The organism is Burkholderia sp. AU27893, from assembly GCF_002223205.1.
Lineage (GTDB): Bacteria > Pseudomonadota > Gammaproteobacteria > Burkholderiales > Burkholderiaceae > Burkholderia.
Window position 1 is genome coordinate 1920451 of sequence record NZ_NKFD01000001.1, and the last position, 23843, is coordinate 1944293.

Sequence of the window (23843 nt, forward strand, 5' to 3'; positions counted from 1 at the left end):
TTTTTCGGGTCGGAGCGTACCGGCCCGCACCTTGAAAACCTTATTGATATTTCGTTGAGGAAGGTGGTGGCGCGGGGCACCCCCCGGGAAAATGACGTCATCGATCGGCGCTTTCCTTCAATCGAAATACGCATCAGCGAAAGCGCGATTCACCTGCCGTCTGCGATACGACGGCCTCCGGCCGCGATGCCGCGCCGGGATCTCTACCGAGGGCATACGACGTGAAACCGAACTATCTGAAATGGACGAAACGACGGGGCCAGAAGGGCTTCACCCTGCTGGAGCTGCTGGTCGTGCTGCTGATCATCGCGCTGCTGGCCGGCTATGTCGGACCGAAGCTCTTCTCGCAGGTCGACAAGGCGAAGGTCAAGTCGACGGAAGCGCAGATGAAGACACTGGGCGACGCGGTCTCGCAATTCCGGCTCGACATGGGCCGCTATCCGACGGCTGACGAAGGGCTCGACGCACTGGTCGCGGCGCCGCAGGGCACCGACGGCTGGAACGGCCCGTATCTGGCGAAGGCCGTGCCGAAGGACGGCTGGGGCCGCGTGTACCAGTGGAACGTGCCGGGCCGCGACGGCGAAGCGGAGATCGTATCGCTCGGGCGCGACGGTCGGGTTGGCGGGAGTGGTCTCGATGCAGACCTCGTCTACGGCATGTAAGGGCCTGCGTCGCTGGGTGGCCGCGGTGGCACTGTTCGCCGCCGGCACCTCCGGCGTCGCGGCCAGGGATTGCTGGACCTGGGCAGGCGAGCAGCATGGCATCGATCCGCTGCTGCTCGTCGCGATCGCGAAAGTGGAATCGTCGATGAATCCGCGCGCGATGAACTGGAACCGGAACGGCACCTACGACATCGGGCTCATGCAGATCAACAGCACGCATCTGCCGCGTCTGGTCAAGGTCGGCGTGACGCACAAGCGGCTGATCGACGAGCCGTGCACGTCGATCGCCACCGGCGCATCGATCCTCGCCGATTTCATCGATCGGCACGGCTATACCTGGAACGCGGTCGGTGCGTACAACGCCGGGTCTTCGCCGAAGCGCGAGCCGGCCCGCAAGGCCTACGCGACCAAGGTCTGGAAGGAATACCGGGTGCTGACGAGCGATCGTGAGGCGAGCCTCGCGAAACTCAACGAATGGCGGAGGCCGTCGCGATGAACACGTTCCGGGTACGGGTGCTTGCCGACGGCAAGGTCTCGCAGCAGACGGCCGAAGGGGCGAGCGAGGCGGAGGTGCGCGCGCGGCTCGCGGCCCAGGGATGGGTCGTGGTCGAGATCCGGCGCGAGGCGGGCTTCGGGCGCCGTCGCGCTGCACCGAAGTTTGCGCTGACGCTGTTCCTGCAGGAGTTATCGACGCTGCTCGATGCGGGCCTCGTGCTGATCGAGGCGCTCGAAGCGTTGCGCGACAAAGCGGATTCGGGCAAGGACGCGAAACACGTGATCGACCGGATTCTCGCGGTGATGGTCGAAGGGCAGCCGTTGTCGAAGGCGCTGGCGCAGCAACCGGCGATCTTTCCGCCGCTGCTCGTCGCGACGATCGAATCGTCGGAGGGCAGCGGTCAGTTGCCGGTCGTGCTGAAGCGCTACCAACAGTACGAAGTGCGAATCGAACAGGTTCGCAAGCGCGTCACCGGCGCGCTGATCTATCCGGTCGTCGTGATCGGCGTGGGTATCGCGATCCTGCTGTTCATGGCGTTCTTCGTGATTCCGCGCTTCGCGGTGGTGTTCGAGTCGCTGGCCACGCTGCCGGCGACCGCGCAGGCGATGCTCTGGTGGGCGACCCTGCTGCGCGAAAACGGCATGGCGGTCGGGCTGGCGGTCGTGGCGTCGTTCGTCGGCATCGGGCTGGCGGTGCGCTCGGCGGCCGCCAAGCGGGCCGCGCAGCGGCTGATGTGGCGCGCGCCGAAAGTGCGCGACATCTGCGCGCTGTTCGCGCTCACGCGGTTCTACCGGACCGTCGGCCTGCTGATCGCGGGCGGCACGCCGGTGATCGTCGCGCTGGAACTGTCCGGCAAGGTGTTGCCCGAGCATTTCCGCGGGCGGCTGGCGGCGGCGCTGACCGAAATGCGCGCAGGGCGTCCGGTCGCCGCCGTGCTCGCCGCGCATGCACTGACGACGTCGGTGGCCGAACGGCTGTTGCGCGTCGGCGAACAGAGCGGCGACCTGGGCGGGATGTGCGAACACATCGCGCAGTTTCATGACGGCGCGCTCGACCGCGCGATCGAGATGCTCAGCAAGGTCTTCGAACCGGTGCTGATGCTGGCGGTGGGCGCGACGGTGGGCGCGGTGGTCCTGCTGCTCTACATGCCGATCTTCGAATTGGCCGGCAGCGTCGGATAGCGATCCGGGCCGACCCTGCTTTCGCGAACCCGCTGACCAACAGGAGAAAACTGAATGAAAACGGAACACATCGCTCAACGCTGGCAGTCGGAATCGGAGGCATCCGGCGTTGGCTTCGCGCAATACGTCGACGGCCTGCTGAGCGGCGACGCATCGGTGCTGGCCGAAGTGGCGGCCTGCCTCGGCGTCGACGCGGTCGACGCGCAGACGCTGCAGGCGGCGCCGACGCGCTTCGACCTGCTGCCGCTGCACGACGCGCTGACCTGGCGCGTACTGCCGATCGAGCACGACGGCGCGGCCTGCGTCGTCCTGGCCGATCCGTTCGCGCGCCAGGTGCGCGACGAGCTGCTCGCGCGCTTCGGTGCGCAGCCGGTGCAGATGGCGATGAGCGTGCCGGGCGAGGTCGAGCGGCTGCTCGGCGACGTCGAGTCGAACGAGCGTCTGATGGACGACGTGACGATCGATGCGCAGGGCGATTCGCTCGCGCAGGCGATCGAGTCGATCTCGCTCGCGAGCATCGCGAAGGACGAAAGCCCGGTCATCCGGCTCGTCAATACGACCCTCTACGACGCGCTGCAGAGCCGCGCGAGCGACATCCACCTCGAAGCGGTACCCGACGGCCTGGCGATCCGCTACCGGATCGACGGTGTGCTGCAGTCGATCCGTCACATCCCGGGGCTCGAGACGGCCGCGCAGACGCTGTCGCGTCTCAAGGTGCTGGCGGCGCTCGACATCGCGGAAAAGCGCGTGCCGCAGGACGGCCGCTTCAAGGTCGTGATGCAGGGCCGCGAGATCGATTTCCGCGTGTCCATCATTCCCGGCACCTATGGCGAGAACGCGGTGATGCGCGTGCTCGACAAGTCGCAGCGCGGCGACAGCGTGAGCCTCGACGTGCTCGGCTTCGACGCGCAGACGGCCGAGCGCGTGCGCGCGCTCGCGCACCGGCCGTACGGGCTGATGCTCGTCACGGGGCCGACCGGCAGCGGCAAGTCGACGACGCTGTATGCGGTGCTGTCGGAAGTCAACACCGGCGACGACAAGATCATCACGATCGAGGACCCGGTCGAATACGAACTGAAAGGCGTGCTGCAGATTCCCGTCAACGAGCGCAAGGGTCTCACCTTCGCTCGCGGGCTGCGCGCGATCCTGCGGCACGACCCGGACACGGTGATGGTCGGCGAGATCCGCGACGAGGAGACCGCGTCGATCGCGGTGCAATCGGCGCTCACCGGCCACCGCGTGCTGTCGACGGTGCACGCGAACGACGGCTTCAGCGTGATCGACCGCTTCATCTACATGGGCGTCGAGCCGTCGACGTTTCTCGAGGCGCTGAACGGTGTCGTGTCGCAGCGGCTGGTGCGGCGCATTTGCGAAAGCTGCGGCGGCGCGGCGGCCGACGGTGCCGATCTGTCCGGTGCGTCGCTCGACGACCTGAAGCACGTGGTCACGCCCGGCGAGGGTTGCGAAACCTGCCGGGGCACCGGTTATCACGGCCGGATCGGCCTCGCCGAAGTGCTGACGCTCGATGCGGCGATGAAGGCCGCGTTGCTCGAACGCTCGATCGAGAAACGCGCGCAGGCGCTCGCGAACAACGCCGACTACCAGTCGATGCGCGATGCGGGCCTTGCCGCGATTCGCGCGCGACTGACGACGTTTCAGGAGGTGCAGCGTGCGATCGCCGTGGAATAACGTGTTCGCGGTGCTCGACGCCGACCGGTTGCGCATATGGACGAGCGCAGACTGGCGCGCACGGCGCGCCGGCGAGCCGCGGATCGTCGTCGCGCACGACGGTGCGCCCGCCGACGCGCTGGCGCAGGTGCTCGGCGATCTGCCGAAGGCGCGCCTGCCGATGCTGAACCGCGTGCACGTCGTCGCGGGGCATCCGTGGACGCATGGCGTCGTGTTGCCCTGGCAGGACGGGCTGGTGTCGGACGCCGCGTGGGACGGTTATGCCCGCGCGCTGTTCGCCGCCCGTGCGCAGCGCGGCGCGCTGCGGATTCGCCTCGAAGGCGGGCGGCGCGGCCGCACGCAGCTCGCGGTGGCGGCTTGCGACACGTTGCTCATGTCGCTCGACGAGACGTGCCGCGCAGCCGGCTGGCGGCTCGTCAGCGTGCGCGACGCGCTGTCGGTTGCGCTCGCCACGCATGCGAAGCACCTGAGCCACGACGACTACCGCTATGCATTGCTGCAGCCGCGCATCGTCACGTGCGTGTTCCGGCGTGCGGGCGAGTGGGCCGACGTGGTTACGCTGCCGCGCGCGGGGGGCAGCCGTCTTGACGACTGGTTCGCGGCCGCGGCATTGATGGCCGGACAGCCGCTCGCCGGCGCGGCCTTCGCGAGCGCGCTCGACGGCACGCTGCCGAGCGCGGCCGCCGACGGCGTCACGTTGCTCGACGACGACGTGGACCAGGCCGTGCCCACGCAGGAGGAGCCGGCATGAAGCGCCTGAATGAACTGGATTTCGTGGCGCCTCGCGCGCGTGTCACGCCGTGGGCGGCGGTCGCGCTGTGCTGCGCGCTGGTGACCGGCGCGTTCGTCGCGAGCGAGTGGTCCAACGTCGAGCAGTTGCGCGACGAGGTCGACAGCATCGAAAGCCGCATCGATCAGCGTCAGCGCGCGATCGAGCGCGAGCAGCGCCGGCAGAAGAACATGACGGCGGAGGAGCGCCGCATCGCGCGCGTGCTCGACCAGCAGCGCACGAGTGCGACCGGCGCGGGACCGGCGGTGGTCGACTGGATCGAGCACGCGTGGACGCCGCAGATCGCATTGAAGCTGCTGACGGTCGACAAGGCCGGACAGGAAGCGCGCCTCGAAGGCGGTGCCGCGCATCTGTCGCACATCTACATGTTCGTCGACCGCCTGAAGGACCGTCACCCCGACCGCGAGGTCCGCCTGCTGCAGCACCGGACGAAAGCCGAGGACGGCAAGAACATTTTCTATTTCAGCCTGAACATCGAACACCCATGACGAACCTGAAATCAATCGACATGACCGCGCTCGCCGAGCGGCTGCGCTGGGGCGCCTATGCGGCGTCCCGCAAGCTGGGCATGCCGGGGCTGGTGGCAGGGGGGCTCGTCGTGGCGCTGATCGGCGTGCACGCGTGCTACCTGCAGCCGGGCGCCGAGCAGCTCGAAGCCGATCGCGACGCGCGGACGAAGGCGCTGGCCGCGCTGCCGAAGCCGGGCCAGAAGGCCGGTCCCGGCGGCATGACGCTGCAGCAGGTGCAGCAACTGCGCAGCACCGAGCAGGCGTACTCGATCTTCCAGATCCTGTCCCAGCACGGCATGGAGCGCAAGCACGCGACCTATCGCCGCGAAGTCGAGGTGCCGGGCAAGCTGCGCCGGCTCACGATCAACGTCGCGCTGTCCGGCAGCTATGTCGGGCTGCGCGAAGCGATCCGCGAGATTACGCAGCAGCCGATGGTACGCATCGAGGGCCTGTCGGTCGAGCGCGAGCGGATCGACAGTCCCAACGTGATCGCCGACCTGCGGGTCAGCCTGCTGGGGCCGGATGCATGATGCGCGCGCCCCTGATCCCGTTCGCGGCCGCGCTCGCGCTGGCTGCCGCGTGCGTTGCCGGCGGCAGCGCGGCGAACGAAACGCACGCGCTGGCACCGGTCGTCGACCTTTTTCCCGCGCAGAGCTGGGCCTCGCTCGGCGCGGAGACGGCGACCGAAGCCGAGCCGCCGCCCGACGCGGCGCCCGAGTCCGACATGCCGCCGCTCGACACGCCGATCGACGCGCCACCGGTTGCGTCGGCGCCGTTCGACATTGCCGGCGAGTGGCGCGAGAACGGTCATCGCATCGTCGTGCTGGACGGCTCGGGCAAGACGTTCCTGCTGTGCGAATCGCGTTGCGGCGTGCGTGACGCGGTACTGCCGGGCGGCGAGATCGCCGAAGGCTACCGGCTGAAGAAACTGGGCAAACAGGGCGCGGTGATCGTGACCCGTGGCAGCACCGATATCGAGCTGTCGCCGCCCGTCCCGACTCCATGAACCCCGATTTGAACCTGTGCCGAACACCATCATGAAACGTAAACTCAGTCTTTTACTCCTGATCTCGGCGCTCGCGCTGACAGGATGCGCGAGTGCCCCGTTCAACGCCGCGCCTGCCGCCGCCACGACACCCGCCGAGCGCCTCAGCACGCTGCAGCAGCAGAAGCAGGCCGCGCCCGACGACATCGCCCTTACCACCGCCGTCGAGGGCAGCCGGCAGGAGTATGTGCGCGCCGAGCTGAAGGCCGCCGACCGCCAGGTCGCGCAGGGCAACCATGCCGCCGCGATCGACCACCTGACCAACGTACTGCGCGAGGAGCCGGGCAACTTCAAGGCCAGCCAGTCGCTCGAGCAGGTCAAGCGCCGCCAGCAGATGTCGGTCGACCTCGCGCGCGCGCAGCGCATTGGCGGCGAGAAGTCGCAGGAAGCGCTCGAGATCGTGCGGCGGATTCTCGCCGAGCAGCCGAACCATACGGACGCGAAGCGTCTGCGCGATACGCTGCTGAATCAATCGCAGGCCGGCCGCACGGTGCGCCCGCAACTGGCCGACGCGCTGCGCAAGCCGGTGTCGCTCAACTTCAAGCAGCAGCCGCTCATGAACATCTTCGACGTGATTTCGCGCGTGTCCGGCGTGAACTTCGTGTTCGACCGCGACGTGGATACCAGCCAGCCCGCGACGCTGTTCGCGGAGCGCACGACCGCCGAAGATGCGATCAACCTGCTGCTGCGTACCAACCAGCTCGAGAAGAAGGTGCTCGACAAGCACACGCTGCTCGTCTACCCGTCGCAGCCCGACAAGGCGCGCAACTACACGGAGTTCGCGATTCGCACGTTCTTCCTGTCGCACGCGGACGCGAAGTCGGTGATGGCCGCGCTGCGCCAGATGATCAAGCCGAAGGACGTCTACGTGGACGAGCGCGTGAACGCGGTCGTCATGCGCGACACGCCGGAGACGATCCAGGTCGCGGAGCGCGTCGTGATGGGCCTCGATATCCCGCAATCGGAAGTCACGCTCGACGTGCAGGTGCTGGAGGTCAACATGAACGACAGCCTCGATCTGGGCGTGCAATATCCCGGCAAGGTCCAGTTCAACGCGCTGGGCAGCGTGGAAGGCGGTGCGCTGACGCTCGGCGACCTGCTGCGCCTGAATCGCGATCGCGTCGGCGTGTCGAGCGAATCGGGCGGGCTCGCGCTCGCGATCGACATGTTGCAGAAGCAGGGCAAGACCAAGACGATCGCGAATCCGAAGATCCGCGTGCGCAACATGGAGAAGGCCAACATCAAGATCGGCGAGCGCGTGCCGATCGTCACGACCACCAATGCGAACGGTGTCGTCACCGAATCGGTCAGCTACCAGGACGTGGGCCTGATGCTGAAGGTCGAGCCGCGCATCAGCCTGAACGAGGAGGTGAGCGTCAAGGTGAACATGGAGGTCAGCAGCATCCTGTCGAAGGAAACCACGAAGACCGGGCTCGTCGCCTATTCGCTCGGGACGCGCAACGCGGAGACGCTGATGACCGCGAAGAACGGCGAAACGCAGATCCTGGCCGGCCTGGTGAAGCGCAATGAAAGCGAAAGCATCGCGGGGCTGCCGGGTATGTCGGGCCTGCCGGTGCTTGGCCGGCTGTTCGGCTCGAACGGCCGCAGCAGCGAGCGTTCGGAGATCGTGCTGCTGATCACGCCGCATATCGAACGCAATCTCGACCTGCCGACGTCGGCGGTGACGACCTTCCTGTCGGGCACCGAGTCGCGCGTGACCACCGAAGCGCTGACGCTCGATTCGGCACGCGCCGTGCCGGCGCGGATGACGTCGTCGGACGGCCCGGACCTGAACGCGCCGGTCGAGCCGGTCGAGCCGGTCGAGCCGTCGAAGCCCGCGAGCAACGACGTGAGCGCCGAACCGGCCAACGCCGACGCGGAGCCGCAAGCGCCGGCGCAGGCCGAGCAGGGCGACGCGACGAGCCCGGCAGCCGAGCACGGCGCGCGCGGCACCGGGATGATGCGTACGCGTGCGGATGCCGGCCGGCAACCGGCCGCGGCGATCAAGACCGTAGCGGCCCCGGTTGCACAGAACCGCCCGGCCGCGCCGCGCGGCGAGATCACGCGCGCCGTCGCTGCAGCGGTGCCCGCTGCCGGCCCGCGTGCGGAAGTCGTCGCCGCACAGATCGGGCAGGCGCCGGCGGGCGCAGTCGATGCGGCTCCACAGGCGGTGCAACCGGCCGCCGTCGTGCGCGCCGTTGCGCCGGTGACGGTGGCCGATGCTGCCGCGCCGCGCGCGGAGTTCGCCGAGCGCCAGGCACGTGGCGAGCATCGCATCACCGCCGCGGTACGTTCGCTGATCGGCTCGCTCCACGCGCTCGTCGCGCGTTTGACGGGCGAGCGCGAATCGGCGCCGGTGCGGTATGCCGACGCGCCGGTACTGCCGTCGCGCGCACGGGGCCTCGCATGAGCATCCGTCGACGTGCGCGCGCGCGCGGTTTCACGCTGATCGAGCTGCTGGTGGCGTTGACGCTGCTCGCGTTGCTCGCGACCGTCTCGCTGCCGCTGACCGACCTGGTCAAGCGCCGCTCGGACGAGGCCGAACTGCGCCGCGCGCTGGTGGTGATCCGCTCGGCGCTCGACGCGTACAAGGCGGCGGCCGATGACGGGCGCATCGAGCGCAGTGTCGACGCGAGCGGCTATCCGCCCAACCTGCACGCGCTCGTCGACGGCGTCGAGGACAAGAAATCGCCGGACGGCGCGAGACTGTACTTCCTGCGCAAGCTCCCCGCCGATCCGATGTGCGAATGCGAGGGCAAGGCGCCGGAGGACACCTGGGAAACGCGCAGCTATGCGAGCGACCCCGATGCGTTCTCGTCCGGCGAGGACGTGTTCGACATCCGCTCGACCAACCGCAAGGAGAGCCTCAATGGCGTCCCGTACAACCAGTGGTAAGCGTGCACGCCGCATCGCGGGCTTCACGCTGATCGAACTGCTCGTCGTGATGGCGATCATCGCGTCGCTCACCGCGTTCGTCGCCCCCGGCTACCTGAAGCAGAGCGATCGCGCGAAGGAAACGGTGCTGCGCCACAACCTGAACACGCTGCGCCAGTCGATCGACGACTATCGGGCGGATCACGGCCGCGATCCCGACACGCTCGAGGTGCTGGTCGACAAGCGCTATCTGCGCGAGATCCCGCTCGACCCGGTCACGGGCAAGCGCGGCTCCTGGCAACCGCAGGCCGGCGACCGGGGCGGCGTCGCGGACGTGAAGAGCGGCGCGAAAGGGCGTGCGCTCGACGGGAGCGCATATGGGACGTGGTAACCGGCGGCGTGGCGGCCGATGCCGCGGCCCGCGCGGGCAGCGCGGCATCGCGTATCTCGGCGTGCTGATGCTCGTCGCGGCGCTGGGGCTTGGCATGACGCAGGCCGCGCGCATCTGGCAGACGGTGCAGCAGCGCGATCGCGAGGCGCAGTTGCTGTTTGTCGGCGACCAGTATCGCGCGGCGATCGCAAGCTACTACAATGCGGCGGGAGGCAGCCGCTATCCGGAGTCGCTCGACGTATTGCTCGAAGACCGCCGCGCGCTGCCGACGCAGCGTCACTTGCGGCGCCTGTACGCCGATCCGCTGACGGGATCGACGCAGTGGGGGCTCGTGAAGGCGCCGGACGGCGGCATCATGGGCGTGTACAGCGAGGCGCCGGGGCAGCCGCTGAAGCGCCAGGGCTTCCCCGCGCGGTACGATACGTTCGGCGACAGCGACGCCTATGGCGAATGGGCTTTTGTTTACTTGCCGCCCGCTCCGGCCGACGGAGTGGCGAACGGGCCTGGGGACGGGGCGGCATCTTGAGACTGGATCGAACATGATTGTCGCAATACTCGAAGACATGGTGACGCAGGCGGGCGTCGTGGCCGGCTGGCTCAACAAGGCCGGCTACGACACGGAGGTGCGTCACGACGGCGACAGCTTCATCGAGCTGGTGCGCACGCAGCGCGTCGACGTACTGCTGCTCGACTGGGACGTGCCCGGCAAGTCGGGGATCGAGGTGATGCGCTGGGCGCGCGAATCGTTCGCCGACACGCTGCCGATCATCATGATGACGCAGCACGACGGCGAGAACGACATCGTGTTCGGTCTGAACACCGGTGCAGACGACTATCTGATCAAGCCGTTGCGGGAGCGCGAACTCGTCGCGCGCGTCAATGCGCAGGCGCGCAAGTACTACCCGGAGACGCAGCGCGCGAAGGTGGTCGAGGTCGGCAAGTTCGTGCTCGACACGAGCTCGCATGCCGCGACCGTCGACGGCGTGCCGGTCGAGCTGTCGCAGCGCGAATTCGATCTCGCGCTGATGTTGTTCGAGAGCGTCGGGCGGATCGTGTCGAAGGACATGATGATCAAGCGTATCTGGGGCGTGGTGGACCGAAAGTACGACGCGACGCTGGCCACCTACGTCAGCAAGTTGCGTACGAGCCTCGGGCTGCGGCCGAAGAACGGGCTCGCGATCACGACGATCTACAACTACGGGTATCGGCTCGAGTTGACCTGAGCAATCGGCCGGCCGCGGCGACGCGCGCCGGCTGACCACGGGATCGATATCGCCGATCCTTCCTGTCCCCATCCGTATTCCCATTCCGGCAAGGCTGTCGCGGTACACCGCTTCAGCCGCCGTTCGGCATTGAATCGACGCGCCTGCGCGAGGCTATCCCGAGGCTTTCGCGAGGCACGGCAGCCCGTCTCGCCGCGCTCCGATCACATCCCCCCGTCGTTCGTCACCGCCGCCGCGAGCGGCACGCTCGGCCGTGCCGGCCTCGGGCGCGTTTGCGCACACCATCCGTATTGACGGCCATCTCGCTGCACGGTGCATATTTCGCCAGATGATGAGGATTCCTTGAGTATTGCTTAGATGCTTTCCGCAACGTCGGCAGCCGAGCCCGGGAAGGGTGGAAGGGGGCGTCGCCGGCGTCGCATTGCATCGTGATTCATCCGTCCAGGCGGCATGCGTTGAGAATTTTCTTAAGTTTGTTGGGTGGCGATGGCCGGCTCGGAATAATGCCTGCGAACTCGACGGGTTCGTTGTTCCGCTGTCAGGGACCGGCAGCGGAAATCCTCAATTCTCTACCCAGATACTCGATGAAAAAGTACCAGAAATCCCTCTTGTTGGCCGCGCTGCTGGCCGCATTCGGTTCGACGTCCGCATTCGCCGCGGATGGCACGATCAACTTCCACGGCAAGATCGTCGCGACGACCTGCAAGATCGACAACAGCAATATTCAGGTGCCGCTCGGCGCGATCGGTATCGACCAGCTCGCCACCGCCGGCCAGGAAAGTCGTCGCGTGCCGTTCCAGATCGCACTGAGCGAGTGCAACGACCAGCTGAGCGGCGTACGCGCGCAGTTCGAGGGCACGTCGAACGGCGACGATCCGACGTTGCTCGCGATCGGCACCGGCGCGCAGGACGACGCGAAAGGCGTCGGCATCCAGTTGATGGACGAAGGGGGCAAGCAGATCGGCATCAACAGCGAGACCGACACGCTCAAGCTGACGCCGGGCAGCAACGTGCTGAACTTCGCCGCGAACTACGTCTCGACGTCGAACCAGACCGAGGCGGGCGAGGCGAACGGCACGGCGTCGTTCACGTTGCACTACCGCTAAGCAGACGGGATCGACCGATGACGATTCAATTCGGACAACGTACGCTGGCCTGCGTGCTCGGGCTGTGCATGACCCACGGCGCGCTGGCGGGCGTGGTGGTGGGCGCGACGCGCGTGATCCTGCAGGAGGACCGGCGCGAAGCTGTCGTGCCCGTGAAGAACGCGGACAGCCAGCCTTACGTCGTGCAGGCCTGGATTGACGGCGGATCGACGAAGGGCGGCGCGAAGGCGCCGTTCTTCGTCACGCCGCCGCTGTCGCGGCTCGATCCCGGCAAGGAAAACCTGCTGCGCGTGATGCCCGTCAAGCACGGGCTGCCGTCCGATCGCGAGTCGCTGATGTGGCTGAACGTGAAGGAGATTCCGGCCACGCCGAAGCAGGACAACGTGCTCCAGATCGCGATCCAGACGCGGATCAAGGCGTTCTATCGGCCGCAGGGCCTGACCGGCTCGTCGGCCGATGCGCCGGCGGCGCTGACCTGGCACATCGCGCCGTCGAGCGACGGCGCGCTGCTGACCGTGAACAATCCGACGCCTTATCACGTCACGTTCTCGAAGATCGGCATCGATGCCGGAACGATCGAGGACGTCGATCTAGAGATGGTGCCGCCGCTACAGGCGGCGACCTACAAGCTGCGCTACATCCACGCGGTGCCGGCACAGCCCGTCACGCTGCGGTTCAGCACGATCAACGACTACGGCGCGGTGACACCGTCCGTCACGATGAAGGTGCCGACCGGCGCCGTTTGACGCAACGCGGTCGCGGGGCCGGCCAGCGGCCACTCCGCGATCCGCTTTTCCGACTTTTCATTTTTTGACTTCATGCGGCGTGCGCTCATCCGGCGCGCGCCGTTCACCCATTCATGACACGATGCCTTGACCCGCTGCGCCGATGCGTGCTCGCGCTCGCTTCGACCTTCGCGTTCGGATTGCCGAGCGCGGGGGCGCACGCGCACGCGAACACGGCGTTCAATCCCGCGTTCCTCGCGTTCGGCAACCCGCAGGCGGACGTGGATCTCGACGTGTTCGCCGAAGCGAACGTGCTGCTGCCCGGCGTGCACCCGGTCGAGGTGTCGGTCAATGGCGAAGCGTCGGGCATGCACGACATCCGTTTCGAACGCGATCCGCGCGACGAACAAGGCAATGCGGTGCGGCCCTGCCTGGGCGCCGCGCAGCTCGACGGGTTCGGCGTGAACCTGGCGGCCTATCCGCGCATTGCCGAGGTGGATGCCGCGGATGCGGCCGACGCTACGCTCGCGTGCGTCGATCCGCGCGATGCGATGCCGGACGCGACGGTCACGGTGGATCCGGATCGCCAGACGCTGGCGCTGACGGTTCCGCAAGCGAAGATGAAGCGCGTGCCGCGCGGCTCGGTCGATCCGTCGCGCTGGGACGAAGGCATCAATGCACTGCGCTTCGACTATCGCTTCAACGCCGCGCAGCGGCGTTACGACGGGCCGTCGGGCCACGCGACGGAAGCGTACGGCAGCGTGCGCGCGGGCCTGAACCTCGGCGCGTGGCGCCTGCGCAGCAGCGCGATGGTGAACCACAACGCGTCGGGGCTGCAGACGCAATTCATGAACACCTATCTCGAGCGCGACCTTCCCGGCTGGCGCAGCCGCGTCACGTTCGGCGAGAACTTCACGTCCGACAACGTGTTCGACAGCGTGGCGTTCCGCGGCGTGCAGCTCGCGTCCGACGACACGATGCAACCGGATAGCCAGCGCGGCTACGCGCCGGTCGTGCGCGGCATCGCGCAAAGCCATGCGAAGGTCGAGATTCGCCAGAACGGCTATCTGATCTACAGCAGCTACGTGCCGCCGGGGCCGTTCGAGATCGACGACCTGTACGCGATCGCGGCGCATGCGGATCTCGAGGTGACGATCGTCGAGGCGGATGGCCAGAAGCGCAGCTTCATCCAGCCGTCGGCGAGCATTCCGACCCTGCTGCGCCAGAAGGCCTGGTCGTATCGCGCGGCCGCGGGGCGCTTGCGTGCCGATTCCGCCCAATCGCAGTGGTTCACGTCGGCGAGCGCCGCTTACGGCTTGCCTGGCGAGACGACGATCTACGGCGGCGTGACGTTCGCGAACGGGTATGCGGCGCTGGCGGCCGGCGCCGCGCGCAACCTGGCGCGCATCGGTGCACTGTCGGTGGACGTGACGCACGCCCGTTATCGGGACCAGGCGGGGCAGGCGGGCGCGGGCAGCGCCGTGCGGGCAATGTACGCGAAGGCGTTCGCGTCGACCGGCACGGAACTGCGCGCCGCGCATCACCAGTACTCGGGCGGCTATCGCAGCCTGTCCGACGTCGTGGTGCGCTACGCGACGTCGGTCGACACGTGGGCGGGCCGCGCGGGCAAGCGCAGCCGCAGCGAGGTGAGCGTGTCGCAGAGCCTGGGGCGCGCGGGCTCGTTGTACGTCAGCGCGAACCGGCGCGCCTATCGCGACGGTGCCGGCGAGGACCGGCTGCTCCAGCTCGGCTATTCGGGTAGCGTGTCGCGCGTGTCCTACAACGTGAGCCTGAGCGCCGAGCAGCGTGCGCGCGGCGAGCGCAGCCGGCAGGTGTCGCTGAACCTGTCGATTCCGTTCGGCGGCGGGCGCACGACGACACCGCATGCGTACGGCAGCGCGACGCTGATCGCCGGTACCGCGGGCACCGAGCAGCGCGCGGGCGTGTTCGGCACGTTGTTCGACGACGATCGCCTGAGCTATGGCGTCGACGCCGATCGCACGGCACACGGCCTGGGCGGTGCGGTGAACCTGAACTACCGTGCGACGGCCGGCCAGTTCGGGGCCACCCACAACCAGACGCGCAGCGGCTCGCAGACCTCGGTCAGCGCGGCGGGCGGCGTGGTCGTGCACGGCGGCGGCGTCACGCTGTCGCAGCCGCTCGGCGAAACCGTCGCACTGGTGCGCAGCGAGGGCGCGGCCGACGTCGGCGTGATCGCGCATGCCGGCGTGCGTACCGACCGCGCGGGCTATGCGGTCGTACCGAACGTCACGCCGTACCGGCAGAACCGCATCGCGTTGCGCACGGCGGAACTCGATCGTCAGCTCGAGATCCGCAACGCGATCGTGCACGTCGTGCCGACGCACGGTGCGGTCGTGCTGGCGCCGTTCGAGGTCGAAGCGGGCCGCCTGATGCTCGACATGACCGACGACGCGGGCCAGCCGGTGCCGTTCGGTGCCGCGGTGCTGACGGCGGCCGGCAAGGAGGTCGGCATGGTCGGCCCGAACGGGCAGGGCTTCGTCACCGGCGTCGGCCGGGCCGGCGACCTGTTCGTGCGATGGGGCGCGCGCCCGGACGAGCGCTGCGCGCTGTCGTACAACATGGGCGAGTCGACGCCGCACAGCAATTTCCCCGAACTCGAGGTCGTCTGCTCGCGCACGCATCCGGCGCTGCGGGCCGACGCTGCTTCACCTACTTCACCCCGTTCATGAAACCCACGATATCCCGATTTGCCGCATGCCTGCGCCGCTGGGCGGCGTTCGTCGCGCTGACGCTCTGCACGGCGCCCGCGTTTGCCGCGTGCCTGAGCCTCCCCGAAGATTTCAATCCGATCGAGTTCGGTTCGATCGCGGCCGACGGCGTCGAGGTCGGCGGCGTCGTCCGGTCGGTCCGGTTCACGCTGACCCTCACCTGTGCGCCGAATGGCCAGGGCGAGCCGCTGGCGCGGACCTTGAATTACTCGAGCGAGTTCGGCCCCGCGCCGGGCATGAACCTGTGGGCAACCAATCTCCCGGGCCTTGCGCTGCGGATGGTGCGCGACGGCGAGGATCTCGGCAGCAAGACGGAAGGCGTGCTCGGGACGCATCCGGGGGACGGCTCGGCGCGCACGTTCGTGATCGACATGGAGCTCGTCAAGATCGGGCCGGTGACGCCGGGCTTCCTGCTGGGCCAGGCGTTTGTCGTCGAGGCGTCGCCCGTGAGCGGCGATCCGAGCCATTACGTGGTGCGCAAGCACATTACGAGCAGTTACGTGCGGGGCGTCGCGTGCACCGTCAATACGGCCTCGAAGCATCTCGTCGTGCCGCTCGGCGCCGTGCCCGCGTCGGCCTTCGACGGTCCGGGCTCGACCCAGGCGTCACGCGAATTCGCGATCGACCTCACCTGCAGCCCGTTCGGCGAGGCACGGCCGACACCGCTGTCGATCCAGCTGCTCGGCGAGACGGTGCCGGGCACCACCGACGTGCTGAAGCTGCTCGGCGACGACGCCGCGCAGGGTGTCGGCATTCGCGTGCTGAAGCACGACGCGCCGGTCACGTTGAATACCTGGCAGAGCCTCGGCGACGCGACGGTCGGGGCGACCACGTTGCCGTATACCGCGCAGTACTACCAGTACGGCGAGCGCGTGACGGCGGGGTCGGGCGACGGCGTGATGACGTTCCTGATCGAGATGCGCTGACGCTGCGCCGGGTATTTGGAAATCCTTGAGAATGGTTATCAACACGGGTTTCCACCTCGATAATTTCATCCACATATCCATGGCAACCATGTCTTCGCAACCGATAAAGGATGAATCATGCAGGTGGCTTCCCAAACAGATTTGCACAACGAAACATTATCCAGCGGTCGATACGACCGCTTTTCCCGCGCGCTGCACTGGATTTTCGCGGCCGTGATCCTGTACACGATGGTGGCCGGAATTTCGCTGCACTTCATTACGCAGCCGGATCTCTGGCGTTTCGTGTCGACCCTGAACATGTCGCTCGCGAGCTGTCTGATCGTGCTGTTTCCGCTGCGCTATGTGTGGTCGTTCTTCCGCCGCACGCCGCCTGACGTCGCGTCGATTCCGCGTCAGCAGCAATCGATCGCGCACCTGGTGCACTCGCTGATTTACGCGCTGGTCGCCTTCGTGCTGTTCAGCGGGTTCGTGATGGTGCCGGACGGTTACTGGCTGTTTGGCGTGCTTTACGTGAAGACGCCGTATAGCGCGGGGCCGGTGACCGAGCACTGGTTCGACCTTCACAAGTTCGGCTGCTACACGCTGGCATTCGTGGTGGCGGTACACGCGGGGGCGGCACTCAAGCATCATTTCGTGTCGAAGAACGACGTGCTGAAGCGCATGCTCTGATGAGGGCGTGGCGCGAGGCGGATGTCGATCCGCCACGCGCGCACCACTTTGGTGCTGATTCACGACGATGCCGGGTGGGCCGCGATGGGCGCCCAAGGCTAGGAAACGAAGGCGGCCGGCACGATGCCGGCTTTTGTGCTTTTTGAATACCGAGGTGCCGAGGAGAGGGTTCGGCAGCACATGCGCGACCCCGGCGCACGGTTCCCTGGGCTAGAAATGAAAAAAGGCCGGCTAGAAGCCGACCTTTTTAAATACAGATGGTGCCCAGGAGAGGACTCGAACCTCCACGATGTTGCCACCGCTAGGACCTGAACCTAGTGCGTCTACCAATTCCGCCACCTGGGCACGTTTTGCAGTAGCTGCTTGCTGCAAAGAAGCGAAATTATAGCGCCCCAATTATTCGTGTCAATACTTTTTTGCGATGCATCGCAAACCGGGCTCCGCCGCGCCTGCCGGCGGCATTCCGGTCTTTTGGTGACACAGGCGGGTGATAGAATGACCCGCCGCCGTCAATATAGAACTGTCTGACGGACACCTCTATGTTGATGCCGTGCACCATCAATCAACGCAACGAGAACAACCATCGACAAACCCTTGAGCAAATATCCGTACCCCATTCCGAGCCGTGAAGAAATTCTCGGCGTGCTGCGTACGAGCGACGCGCCGCTGGCCGCCAACGACATCGCAGAAGCACTGTCGATCAAGCGTCAGGAGCGCGAGGGGTTCTTCCGGCGTGTCGCCGCGATGGAACGCGACGGCCAGATCCGCCTCGACAAGCGCGGCCACTACCAGTTGACCCATCCGTCGAACTTCGTCGCCGGGCGCGTGCAGGGGCATCGCGACGGCTACGGGTTCGTGATCCGCGACGACGGCCAGGACGACCTGTTCTTGCCGAACGGCGAAATGCAGAAGGTGATGCACAACGATCGCGTGCTCGCGCGGATCGTCGGCTACGATCGCCGCGGTCGCCCGGAAGGGCACGTCGTCGAAGTCACCGAGCGCGCGAACAAGCGCGTGATCGGCCGCCTGCTCAACGAGAACGGCGCGCTGATCGTCGCACCGGAAGACAAGCGCATCGGCCACGACATCCTGATCACGCAGAACGTGAAGAAGGCGAAGGTCGGGCAGGTCGTCGTCGTCGAGCTGACCGATTTCCCGAGCCGCCATTCGCAGCCGCTCGGCCGCGTCGTCGAGGTGCTCGGCGACATCGACGATCCGGGCATGGAAATCGAAATCGCGGTGCGCAAGTACGGCGTGCCGCACGAGTTCAGCCAGCCGGCGCTTGACGAAGCCGCCGCGCTGCCGGACAAGGTGCGCCCGACCGACCTGCGTTTCCGCGTCGACCTGCGCGACGTGCCGCTCGTGACGATCGACGGCGAGGACGCCCGCGACTTCGACGACGCCGTCTACTGCGAGCCGGTCAAGGTCGGCCGCGGCGACGGCTACCGGCTGATCGTCGCGATCGCCGACGTATCGCACTACGTACAGCCGGGCAGCGGGCTCGATGCCGACGCGCTCGAGCGCAGCACGTCGGTCTACTTCCCGCGCCGCGTGATTCCGATGCTGCCGGAGAAGCTGTCGAACGGCCTCTGCTCGCTGAATCCGCAGGTCGACCGCTGCGTGCTCGCGTGCGACATGGTGATCACCGCGCGCGGCGAGATCAAGGCGTACCAGTTCTATCCGGCCGTCATCCATTCGGCCGCGCGCCTGACGTACACCGAAGTCGCTGCCGTGCTGTCGAACACGAAGGGGCCGGAGGCTGCGCGTCGCGCGGATCTTCTGCCGCACCTGCAGGATCTGTACGGCGTCTACAAGTCGCTGTTCGCCGCGCGGCAGAAGCGTGGCGCGATCGACTTCGACACGACCGAGACCTACATCGTCTGCAACTCGCAGGGCAAGATCGAGCAGATCGTGCCGCGCCAGCGTAACGATGCGCACAAGCTGATCGAGGAATGCATGCTGGCCGCGAACGTCTGCGCGGCCGATTTCCTGAAGCGCAACAAGCATCCTGGCCTGTACCGCGTGCACGCGGGGCCGACGCCGGAGAAGCTCGAGAACCTGCGTGCGTTCCTGCGCGGCATGGGCCTGTCGCTCGGCGGCGGCGACAAGCCGCATGCGAGCGACTACGCGGCGCTGATGGCGCAGATCCGCGACCGGCCCGATGCGCAGATGCTGCAGCCGATGCTGCTGCGCTCGATGCAGCAGGCCGTCTACAGCCCGGACAACATCGGTCACTTCGGCCTGGCCTACGAGGCGTACGCGCACTTCACGAGCCCGATCCGCCGTTATCCGGACTTACTCACGCACCGCGCGATCTACGCGATCCTGTCGGGCAAGAAATACGTGCCGAAGGCGCCGGAAGGCTTCGAACTGAACACCGCGCTGTCGCCGCGCGCCCGCGCGATGCAGCAGGCCGACGACGAATCGCGCGGCCGCTCGCGTTCGAACACGGCGATCTGGGAAGAGCTCGGCCTGCACTGCTCGGCGAACGAGCGCCGCGCGGATGAAGCATCGCGCGACGTCGAGGCCTGGCTCAAGTGCTACTTCATGCGCGACAAGCTCGGCGAGGAGTACGGCGGGATGGTGAACGGCGTCACGTCGTTCGGCATCTTCGTGCAGCTCGACACGCTGTTCATCGAAGGGCTCGTGCACGTCACGGAACTCGGCTCGGACTACTTCCAGTACGACGAGATCAAGAACGAGCTGCGCGGTGAGCGCACGGGCATCCGCTATCGCCTGTCGGATCGCGTGCGCGTGCAGGTGAGCCGCGTCGATCTCGATGCACGCAAGATCGACTTCCGCCTCGTGCGCGATACGCCGGTGAAGGCGCCGCGCCCGTCGCCCGCGCCGGCTTCCGCTGGCGGCGGTGTCGACCGCGGCAATGGCCCGCGCGTACGCACGCTGCCGCAGGTGGAGGATCCCGTGCCGCGTCGCAAGAAGGCCGCGAGTGCGCCGAGCGTTGCGGTGAATGAAGCGCGCGCCGCGCGCAAGAAGGGTAGCAGCGGTGGTGGTGCGGCGGCGAAGCCGACGGCGAAGAAGACGCGCGCCCGCAAGAAGTATTGAGCGTTCTGGGCGGCGCCAACGCCCGCCCTGCAGTATCGAGAGACGCCGCGTGACCGGTCATCCGCCGGCAACGCGGCGCTTTCCTTTTCCATGGATCGCGGCTGCGCGCGTCGCGCGGCCGCACGTTTGATCGAAGGTTGTTCCAGTCATGTCACGTCTGAAGGTTCTTTACGGTTTTCATGCGGTGACCGCACGTTTGCGGCACGATGCATCGACGGTTGCGGAGGTGCTGTACGACCAGACGCGCCGCGACCGCCGCATGCAGGACTTCCTGCACACCGCGAAGGAAGCGGGCGTGCGGCTGATCGCGGCCGACGAAACGCGCCTGTGGGGCCTCGCGCATACCGAGCGTCACCAGGGTGTCGTCGCGCGTGTCGAGGACGTCCCGCTCGCGCAGAACCTGTCCGAGCTGCTCGACGGCATCCAGGGCCCGGCGCTGCTGCTGGTGCTCGACGGTGTCACCGATCCGCACAACCTCGGCGCGTGCCTGCGTGTCGCCGATTCGGCCGGCGCGCACGCGGTGATCGCGCCGCGCGACCGCGCGGTCGGCCTGAATGCCACCGCGGCCAAGGTGGCGAGCGGTGCGGCGGATACGGTGCCGTACATCACGGTGACGAACCTCGCCCGTGCGCTGCGCGAGCTGAAGGAGGCCGGCGTGTGGATCATCGGCACGTCGGACGAGGCATCGGCGACGCTCTACGAAACGAAGCTCGACGGCCCCGTCGCGCTCGTGATGGGCGCGGAAGGCGAAGGCATGCGCCGGCTGACGCGCGACACCTGCGACGAGGTGATGAGCATTCCGATGGCCGGCAGCGTGGAAAGCCTGAACGTGTCGGTCGCCAGTGGCGTATGCCTGTACGAAGCCGTGCGCCAGCGGCGCGTGAAGAGCTGACGCAGCCCGCCCCGCGCGCCCTGCGCGGGCCTCGAATGACCCGAACGACGCGTGCCGCGATCCGATGCGGCACGCGGCTCTCCGGAGCTCGCGACCGATGACCCTGTTTCGGGCTGGCGCATCCTGCGCCGTGCTGTGCCTGCTGGCTGCCTGCACGTCGCCGTCGCTCGTCGAACGCGGTACCTACTACGCCGACACGAGCCTGCACGCGCGCGGCGCCGATTCGCGGATCCGCTTTCTCGTGATGCATTACACCGAAAGCGACGAGGCGAAATCGCTGCGCACGCTGACGGGCGATTCGGTCAGCGTGCATTACGTCATCCCGCCGCAGCCGCGCATCGAGCGCGGGATGCCGGTCGTCTATCAGCTCGTTCCGGAATCGGAGCGCGCCTGGCACGCGGGCGTCAGCGAGTGGCAGGGCACGACCGAGCTGAATGCGGTGTCGATCGGCATCGAGAACGTGAACCGCGGGCCGCTCGATCCGCAAAACCGCACCTGGCAACCCTATCCGCCCGAACAGGTCGCGGCGCTGACCCGGCTGTCGAAGGACATCGTCGCGCGCTACGGGATTCCGCCGACGCGTGTGGTCGGGCACAGCGACATCGCGCCACAACGCAAGATCGATCCGGGGCCGTTGTTTCCGTGGCATGCGCTGGCCGAGGCCGGCGTCGGTGCGTGGCCGGACGAGGCGACCATCACCGCGCGGCTCGGCGGTCGCGATCCGCATGCGCCGGTCGACGTGCGCGAACTGCAGCTCAAGCTCGCGCGCTACGGTTACGACGTGGCCACCGATGGCGTGCTCGACGCACGCACGCGCCGCGTGTTCGCCGCGTTCCAGATGCATTTCAGGCCGTCCGACTATGCAGGCAACCCGGACGCCGAAACCGACGCGATCGCGCAGGCGTTGCTCGACAAGTACTTTCCCGGCACGCAACCGGTGGACAATGCGCCCGCGGCGGGCGCGCCCTGAATCCGTCGCGCCCGGCACGCCGAAAAACCCGGGCCGTCATCCGAGTCCGGTAAACTGGCGGTTTTCCGCAATCCCGCAGCATTACCACTCCATGACTCAAGACGAACTCAAACGCCTCGTCGGCCAGGCCGCCGCCGATTACGTGATCCAGAACGTGCCGGAAGGCGCCGTGATCGGCGTCGGCACCGGCTCGACCGCCAACTGCTTCATCGACGCGCTCGCCGTCGTCAAGGCGCGCTATCGCGGCGCCGTGTCGAGCTCCGTCGCCACGACCGAACGCCTGAAGTCGCACGGCATCAAGGTGTTCGACCTGAACGAGGTCGATTCGCTGCAGGTGTACGTCGACGGCGCCGACGAGATCGACGCGGGCGGCGCGATGATCAAGGGCGGCGGCGGTGCGCTGACGCGCGAGAAGATCGTCGCATCGGTGGCCGATACGTTCGTCTGCATCGCGGACGCCAGCAAGCGCGTGCCGGTGCTCGGCGCGTTCCCGCTGCCGATCGAAGTCGTGCCGATGGCGCGTACGGCGATCGGCCGGCGCGTGACCGCGCTCGGCGGCGTGCCGGTGCTGCGCGTGACGAAGGACGGCGCGCCGTACATCACCGACAACGGCAACGAGATCATCGACGTGAAGGGGCTGCAGATCGCCGATCCGCGCGGTTTCGAAGCCCAGGTGAACGCATGGCCGGGCGTCGTGACGGTCGGCCTGTTCGCCGAGCGCGGTGCGAACCTGTGCTTGCTCGGCACGGAAAACGGCGTTGAAACGATCGTTTATTCGGCTAATTGAAAGATTTCACAAGCAGTCCGTAATGATGTGTCGCGTGTCGTAATGGACTGAATGTTTAAATCTTGTGGAAATCGGGGCCCGGTAGGCGCAATGCGCTTCCCGGGCCTTATTTTTAGCCGTATAAATCACCCGGTCAAAAAGAGGGATAACCCTGTCAGGTGTTTACCAGATAGCGAAATATCCTCGAACTCATCAACTTATAGATCATAAGAACAGTCGTAACCAGGGCCGGCGGAACTGCGGAGCAGGTGTTCGCAAATCGACGCACGGGGAGGTGTCATGGAGCAGGGCAAAGACCGGTCACTGGTCGCGAAAGTGATGGATGGGCTTGTCTCGGGTATCGTCGAGGACAAGTACGGCGGCATCTTGCCGCCGCAGGACGTGCTGTCGAAAGAGTTCGATGTGAGTCGCACCGTGATGCGGGAAGCGCTATCGATGTTGCTTGCGCGCGACATGCTCGACGTGCGTCCGAAAGTCGGCACGCGCGTGCGGCCGATGCGCGACTGGCGGATGATCGACGAAGATGTGGTGAGCTGGCGATTCCGGGCGAAACCCGATCCGCAGTTCATGCGCGACGTCATCGAATTCCGGATGCTGATCGAACCGCGCGCGACCGCGCAGGCGGCGGTGCGTGCGACGGCTGCCGACATCGCGGGTATCCGCGAAGCGTTCGATGCGTTCAAGGTGTTGCAGCCCGGCGACTCCGGCTACGACACGGCGGACGAGTTGCTGCACACGCGCATCGTGCAGGCGAGCGGCAACCAGTTCTTCCAGCAGATGGCGGCGATCGTGCGCGGGGCGGTGCGTCTCGTGAATCCGCGTGTCGTGCAGAAGGAAGGTGCGCACGACATCGTCGTGAAGGCGCATGCACGGGTGGTCGACGCGATCGAGCGGCGCGACCCGCGCGAAGCCGAAGCCGCTTCGCTCGCGCTGATCGATTTCAGCGCCGACGAGATCTCGCGCGATTTCTCCGTCGACGTGCCCATGCGCGCCTGACGCTGCGCGAGTCGCTCATCCGTGTGCCGCGGGCCGTTTATCATGACGGCCGGCCGGCAGCGTGCCGGCCATCGTCATACGACCGACACGGAAGATCAG

Annotated in this window: 23 protein-coding genes and 1 tRNA gene; 23 read left to right on the forward strand and 1 reads right to left on the reverse strand. The window is 67.1% G+C overall.

The window, feature by feature from the left end; translation table 11 throughout:
• The first annotated feature begins 221 nt into the window (after positions 1 to 221).
• From gspG to CFB47_RS09185, 18 genes are all read left to right on the forward strand, one after another.
• The gene (gspG, locus tag CFB47_RS09100) at positions 222 to 662 is read left to right on the forward strand and encodes a type II secretion system major pseudopilin GspG (protein WP_089425248.1); all 441 of its coding nucleotides are present in this window, start codon (positions 222 to 224) and stop codon (positions 660 to 662) included.
• On the forward strand, positions 637 to 1158 hold the full coding sequence (locus tag CFB47_RS09105; protein ID WP_089461395.1) for a lytic transglycosylase domain-containing protein: 522 nt from the start codon (positions 637 to 639) through the stop codon (positions 1156 to 1158). Before gspG ends, CFB47_RS09105 begins: the two co-directional genes overlap by 26 nt.
• Positions 1155 to 2339 carry a type II secretion system F family protein gene (locus tag CFB47_RS09110; protein WP_089461396.1) on the forward strand — a complete coding sequence of 395 codons (1185 nt, stop codon included), beginning with the start codon at positions 1155 to 1157 and terminating at the stop codon, positions 2337 to 2339. Before CFB47_RS09105 ends, CFB47_RS09110 begins: the two co-directional genes overlap by 4 nt.
• A gap of 54 nt (positions 2340 to 2393) precedes the next feature.
• Positions 2394 to 4028, forward strand: coding sequence for a GspE/PulE family protein (locus CFB47_RS09115; RefSeq protein WP_089456120.1), 1635 nt, complete (start codon positions 2394 to 2396; stop codon positions 4026 to 4028).
• Positions 4009 to 4779 carry a hypothetical protein gene (locus CFB47_RS09120; RefSeq protein WP_256946669.1) on the forward strand — a complete coding sequence of 257 codons (771 nt, stop codon included), beginning with the start codon at positions 4009 to 4011 and terminating at the stop codon, positions 4777 to 4779. Before CFB47_RS09115 ends, CFB47_RS09120 begins: the two co-directional genes overlap by 20 nt.
• Positions 4776 to 5306 (forward strand): hypothetical protein, encoded by a 531-nt coding sequence (locus CFB47_RS09125; protein WP_089460987.1) that lies wholly within the window; start codon positions 4776 to 4778, stop codon positions 5304 to 5306. The genes CFB47_RS09120 and CFB47_RS09125 overlap by 4 nt, the downstream gene beginning before the upstream one ends.
• Positions 5303 to 5857, forward strand: a complete 555-nt coding sequence (locus CFB47_RS09130; protein ID WP_089460988.1) for a hypothetical protein — start codon at positions 5303 to 5305, stop codon at positions 5855 to 5857. The genes CFB47_RS09125 and CFB47_RS09130 overlap by 4 nt, the downstream gene beginning before the upstream one ends.
• Entirely contained in the window at positions 5854 to 6333 is a 480-nt protein-coding gene (locus CFB47_RS09135; RefSeq protein WP_089460989.1) for a hypothetical protein, read from the forward strand. Before CFB47_RS09130 ends, CFB47_RS09135 begins: the two co-directional genes overlap by 4 nt.
• 31 nt (positions 6334 to 6364) lie before the next feature.
• Positions 6365 to 8782: a secretin N-terminal domain-containing protein gene (locus CFB47_RS09140; protein ID WP_089461398.1), complete on the forward strand. Its 2418-nt coding sequence runs from the start codon at positions 6365 to 6367 to the stop codon at positions 8780 to 8782.
• Positions 8779 to 9267 carry a type II secretion system protein gene (locus tag CFB47_RS09145; protein WP_089460990.1) on the forward strand — a complete coding sequence of 163 codons (489 nt, stop codon included), beginning with the start codon at positions 8779 to 8781 and terminating at the stop codon, positions 9265 to 9267. The genes CFB47_RS09140 and CFB47_RS09145 overlap by 4 nt, the downstream gene beginning before the upstream one ends.
• The gene (locus CFB47_RS09150) at positions 9242 to 9637 is read left to right on the forward strand and encodes a type II secretion system protein (RefSeq protein ID WP_089456124.1); all 396 of its coding nucleotides are present in this window, start codon (positions 9242 to 9244) and stop codon (positions 9635 to 9637) included. The genes CFB47_RS09145 and CFB47_RS09150 overlap by 26 nt, the downstream gene beginning before the upstream one ends.
• 67 nt (positions 9638 to 9704) lie before the next feature.
• Positions 9705 to 10163 carry a type II secretion system protein gene (locus tag CFB47_RS09155; protein WP_256940974.1) on the forward strand — a complete coding sequence of 153 codons (459 nt, stop codon included), beginning with the start codon at positions 9705 to 9707 and terminating at the stop codon, positions 10161 to 10163.
• Positions 10164 to 10176: 13 nt separating this feature from the next.
• Positions 10177 to 10860 (forward strand): response regulator transcription factor, encoded by a 684-nt coding sequence (locus CFB47_RS09160; RefSeq protein WP_089425257.1) that lies wholly within the window; start codon positions 10177 to 10179, stop codon positions 10858 to 10860.
• Positions 10861 to 11444: 584 nt separating this feature from the next.
• Positions 11445 to 11966 carry a fimbrial protein gene (locus CFB47_RS09165; protein WP_179249980.1) on the forward strand — a complete coding sequence of 174 codons (522 nt, stop codon included), beginning with the start codon at positions 11445 to 11447 and terminating at the stop codon, positions 11964 to 11966.
• A gap of 17 nt (positions 11967 to 11983) precedes the next feature.
• Complete coding sequence (locus CFB47_RS09170; protein WP_089456127.1) at positions 11984 to 12712, forward strand: molecular chaperone; 729 nt, start codon at positions 11984 to 11986, stop codon at positions 12710 to 12712.
• Between the two features lie 113 nt (positions 12713 to 12825).
• Positions 12826 to 15402: a fimbria/pilus outer membrane usher protein gene (locus CFB47_RS09175; RefSeq protein ID WP_089460991.1), complete on the forward strand. Its 2577-nt coding sequence runs from the start codon at positions 12826 to 12828 to the stop codon at positions 15400 to 15402.
• Positions 15399 to 16367, forward strand: coding sequence for a fimbrial protein (locus CFB47_RS09180; protein WP_179249982.1), 969 nt, complete (start codon positions 15399 to 15401; stop codon positions 16365 to 16367). Before CFB47_RS09175 ends, CFB47_RS09180 begins: the two co-directional genes overlap by 4 nt.
• Positions 16368 to 16484: 117 nt before the next feature.
• Positions 16485 to 17036 (forward strand): cytochrome b, encoded by a 552-nt coding sequence (locus tag CFB47_RS09185; RefSeq protein WP_089456130.1) that lies wholly within the window; start codon positions 16485 to 16487, stop codon positions 17034 to 17036.
• Between the two features lie 258 nt (positions 17037 to 17294).
• Here CFB47_RS09185 and CFB47_RS09190 read toward each other — a convergent pair.
• Positions 17295 to 17381, reverse strand: a tRNA-Leu gene (locus tag CFB47_RS09190).
• 249 nt (positions 17382 to 17630) lie between these two features.
• On the opposite strand from CFB47_RS09190, the gene rnr reads away from it, so the two are divergent.
• From rnr to CFB47_RS09215, 5 genes are all read left to right on the forward strand, one after another.
• Complete coding sequence (gene rnr, locus CFB47_RS09195; protein ID WP_089425263.1) at positions 17631 to 20099, forward strand: ribonuclease R; 2469 nt, start codon at positions 17631 to 17633, stop codon at positions 20097 to 20099.
• Between the two features lie 148 nt (positions 20100 to 20247).
• Entirely contained in the window at positions 20248 to 20991 is a 744-nt protein-coding gene (rlmB, locus tag CFB47_RS09200; RefSeq protein WP_089460992.1) for a 23S rRNA (guanosine(2251)-2'-O)-methyltransferase RlmB, read from the forward strand.
• 97 nt (positions 20992 to 21088) lie between these two features.
• Positions 21089 to 21961 (forward strand): N-acetylmuramoyl-L-alanine amidase, encoded by an 873-nt coding sequence (locus tag CFB47_RS09205; protein ID WP_089460993.1) that lies wholly within the window; start codon positions 21089 to 21091, stop codon positions 21959 to 21961.
• A 91-nt stretch (positions 21962 to 22052) separates the two neighbouring features.
• Positions 22053 to 22748: a ribose-5-phosphate isomerase RpiA gene (gene rpiA / locus CFB47_RS09210; RefSeq protein WP_027787641.1), complete on the forward strand. Its 696-nt coding sequence runs from the start codon at positions 22053 to 22055 to the stop codon at positions 22746 to 22748.
• A 279-nt stretch (positions 22749 to 23027) separates the two neighbouring features.
• Positions 23028 to 23744, forward strand: coding sequence for a FadR/GntR family transcriptional regulator (locus CFB47_RS09215; RefSeq protein ID WP_089456132.1), 717 nt, complete (start codon positions 23028 to 23030; stop codon positions 23742 to 23744).
• Positions 23745 to 23843 lie beyond the last annotated feature (99 nt).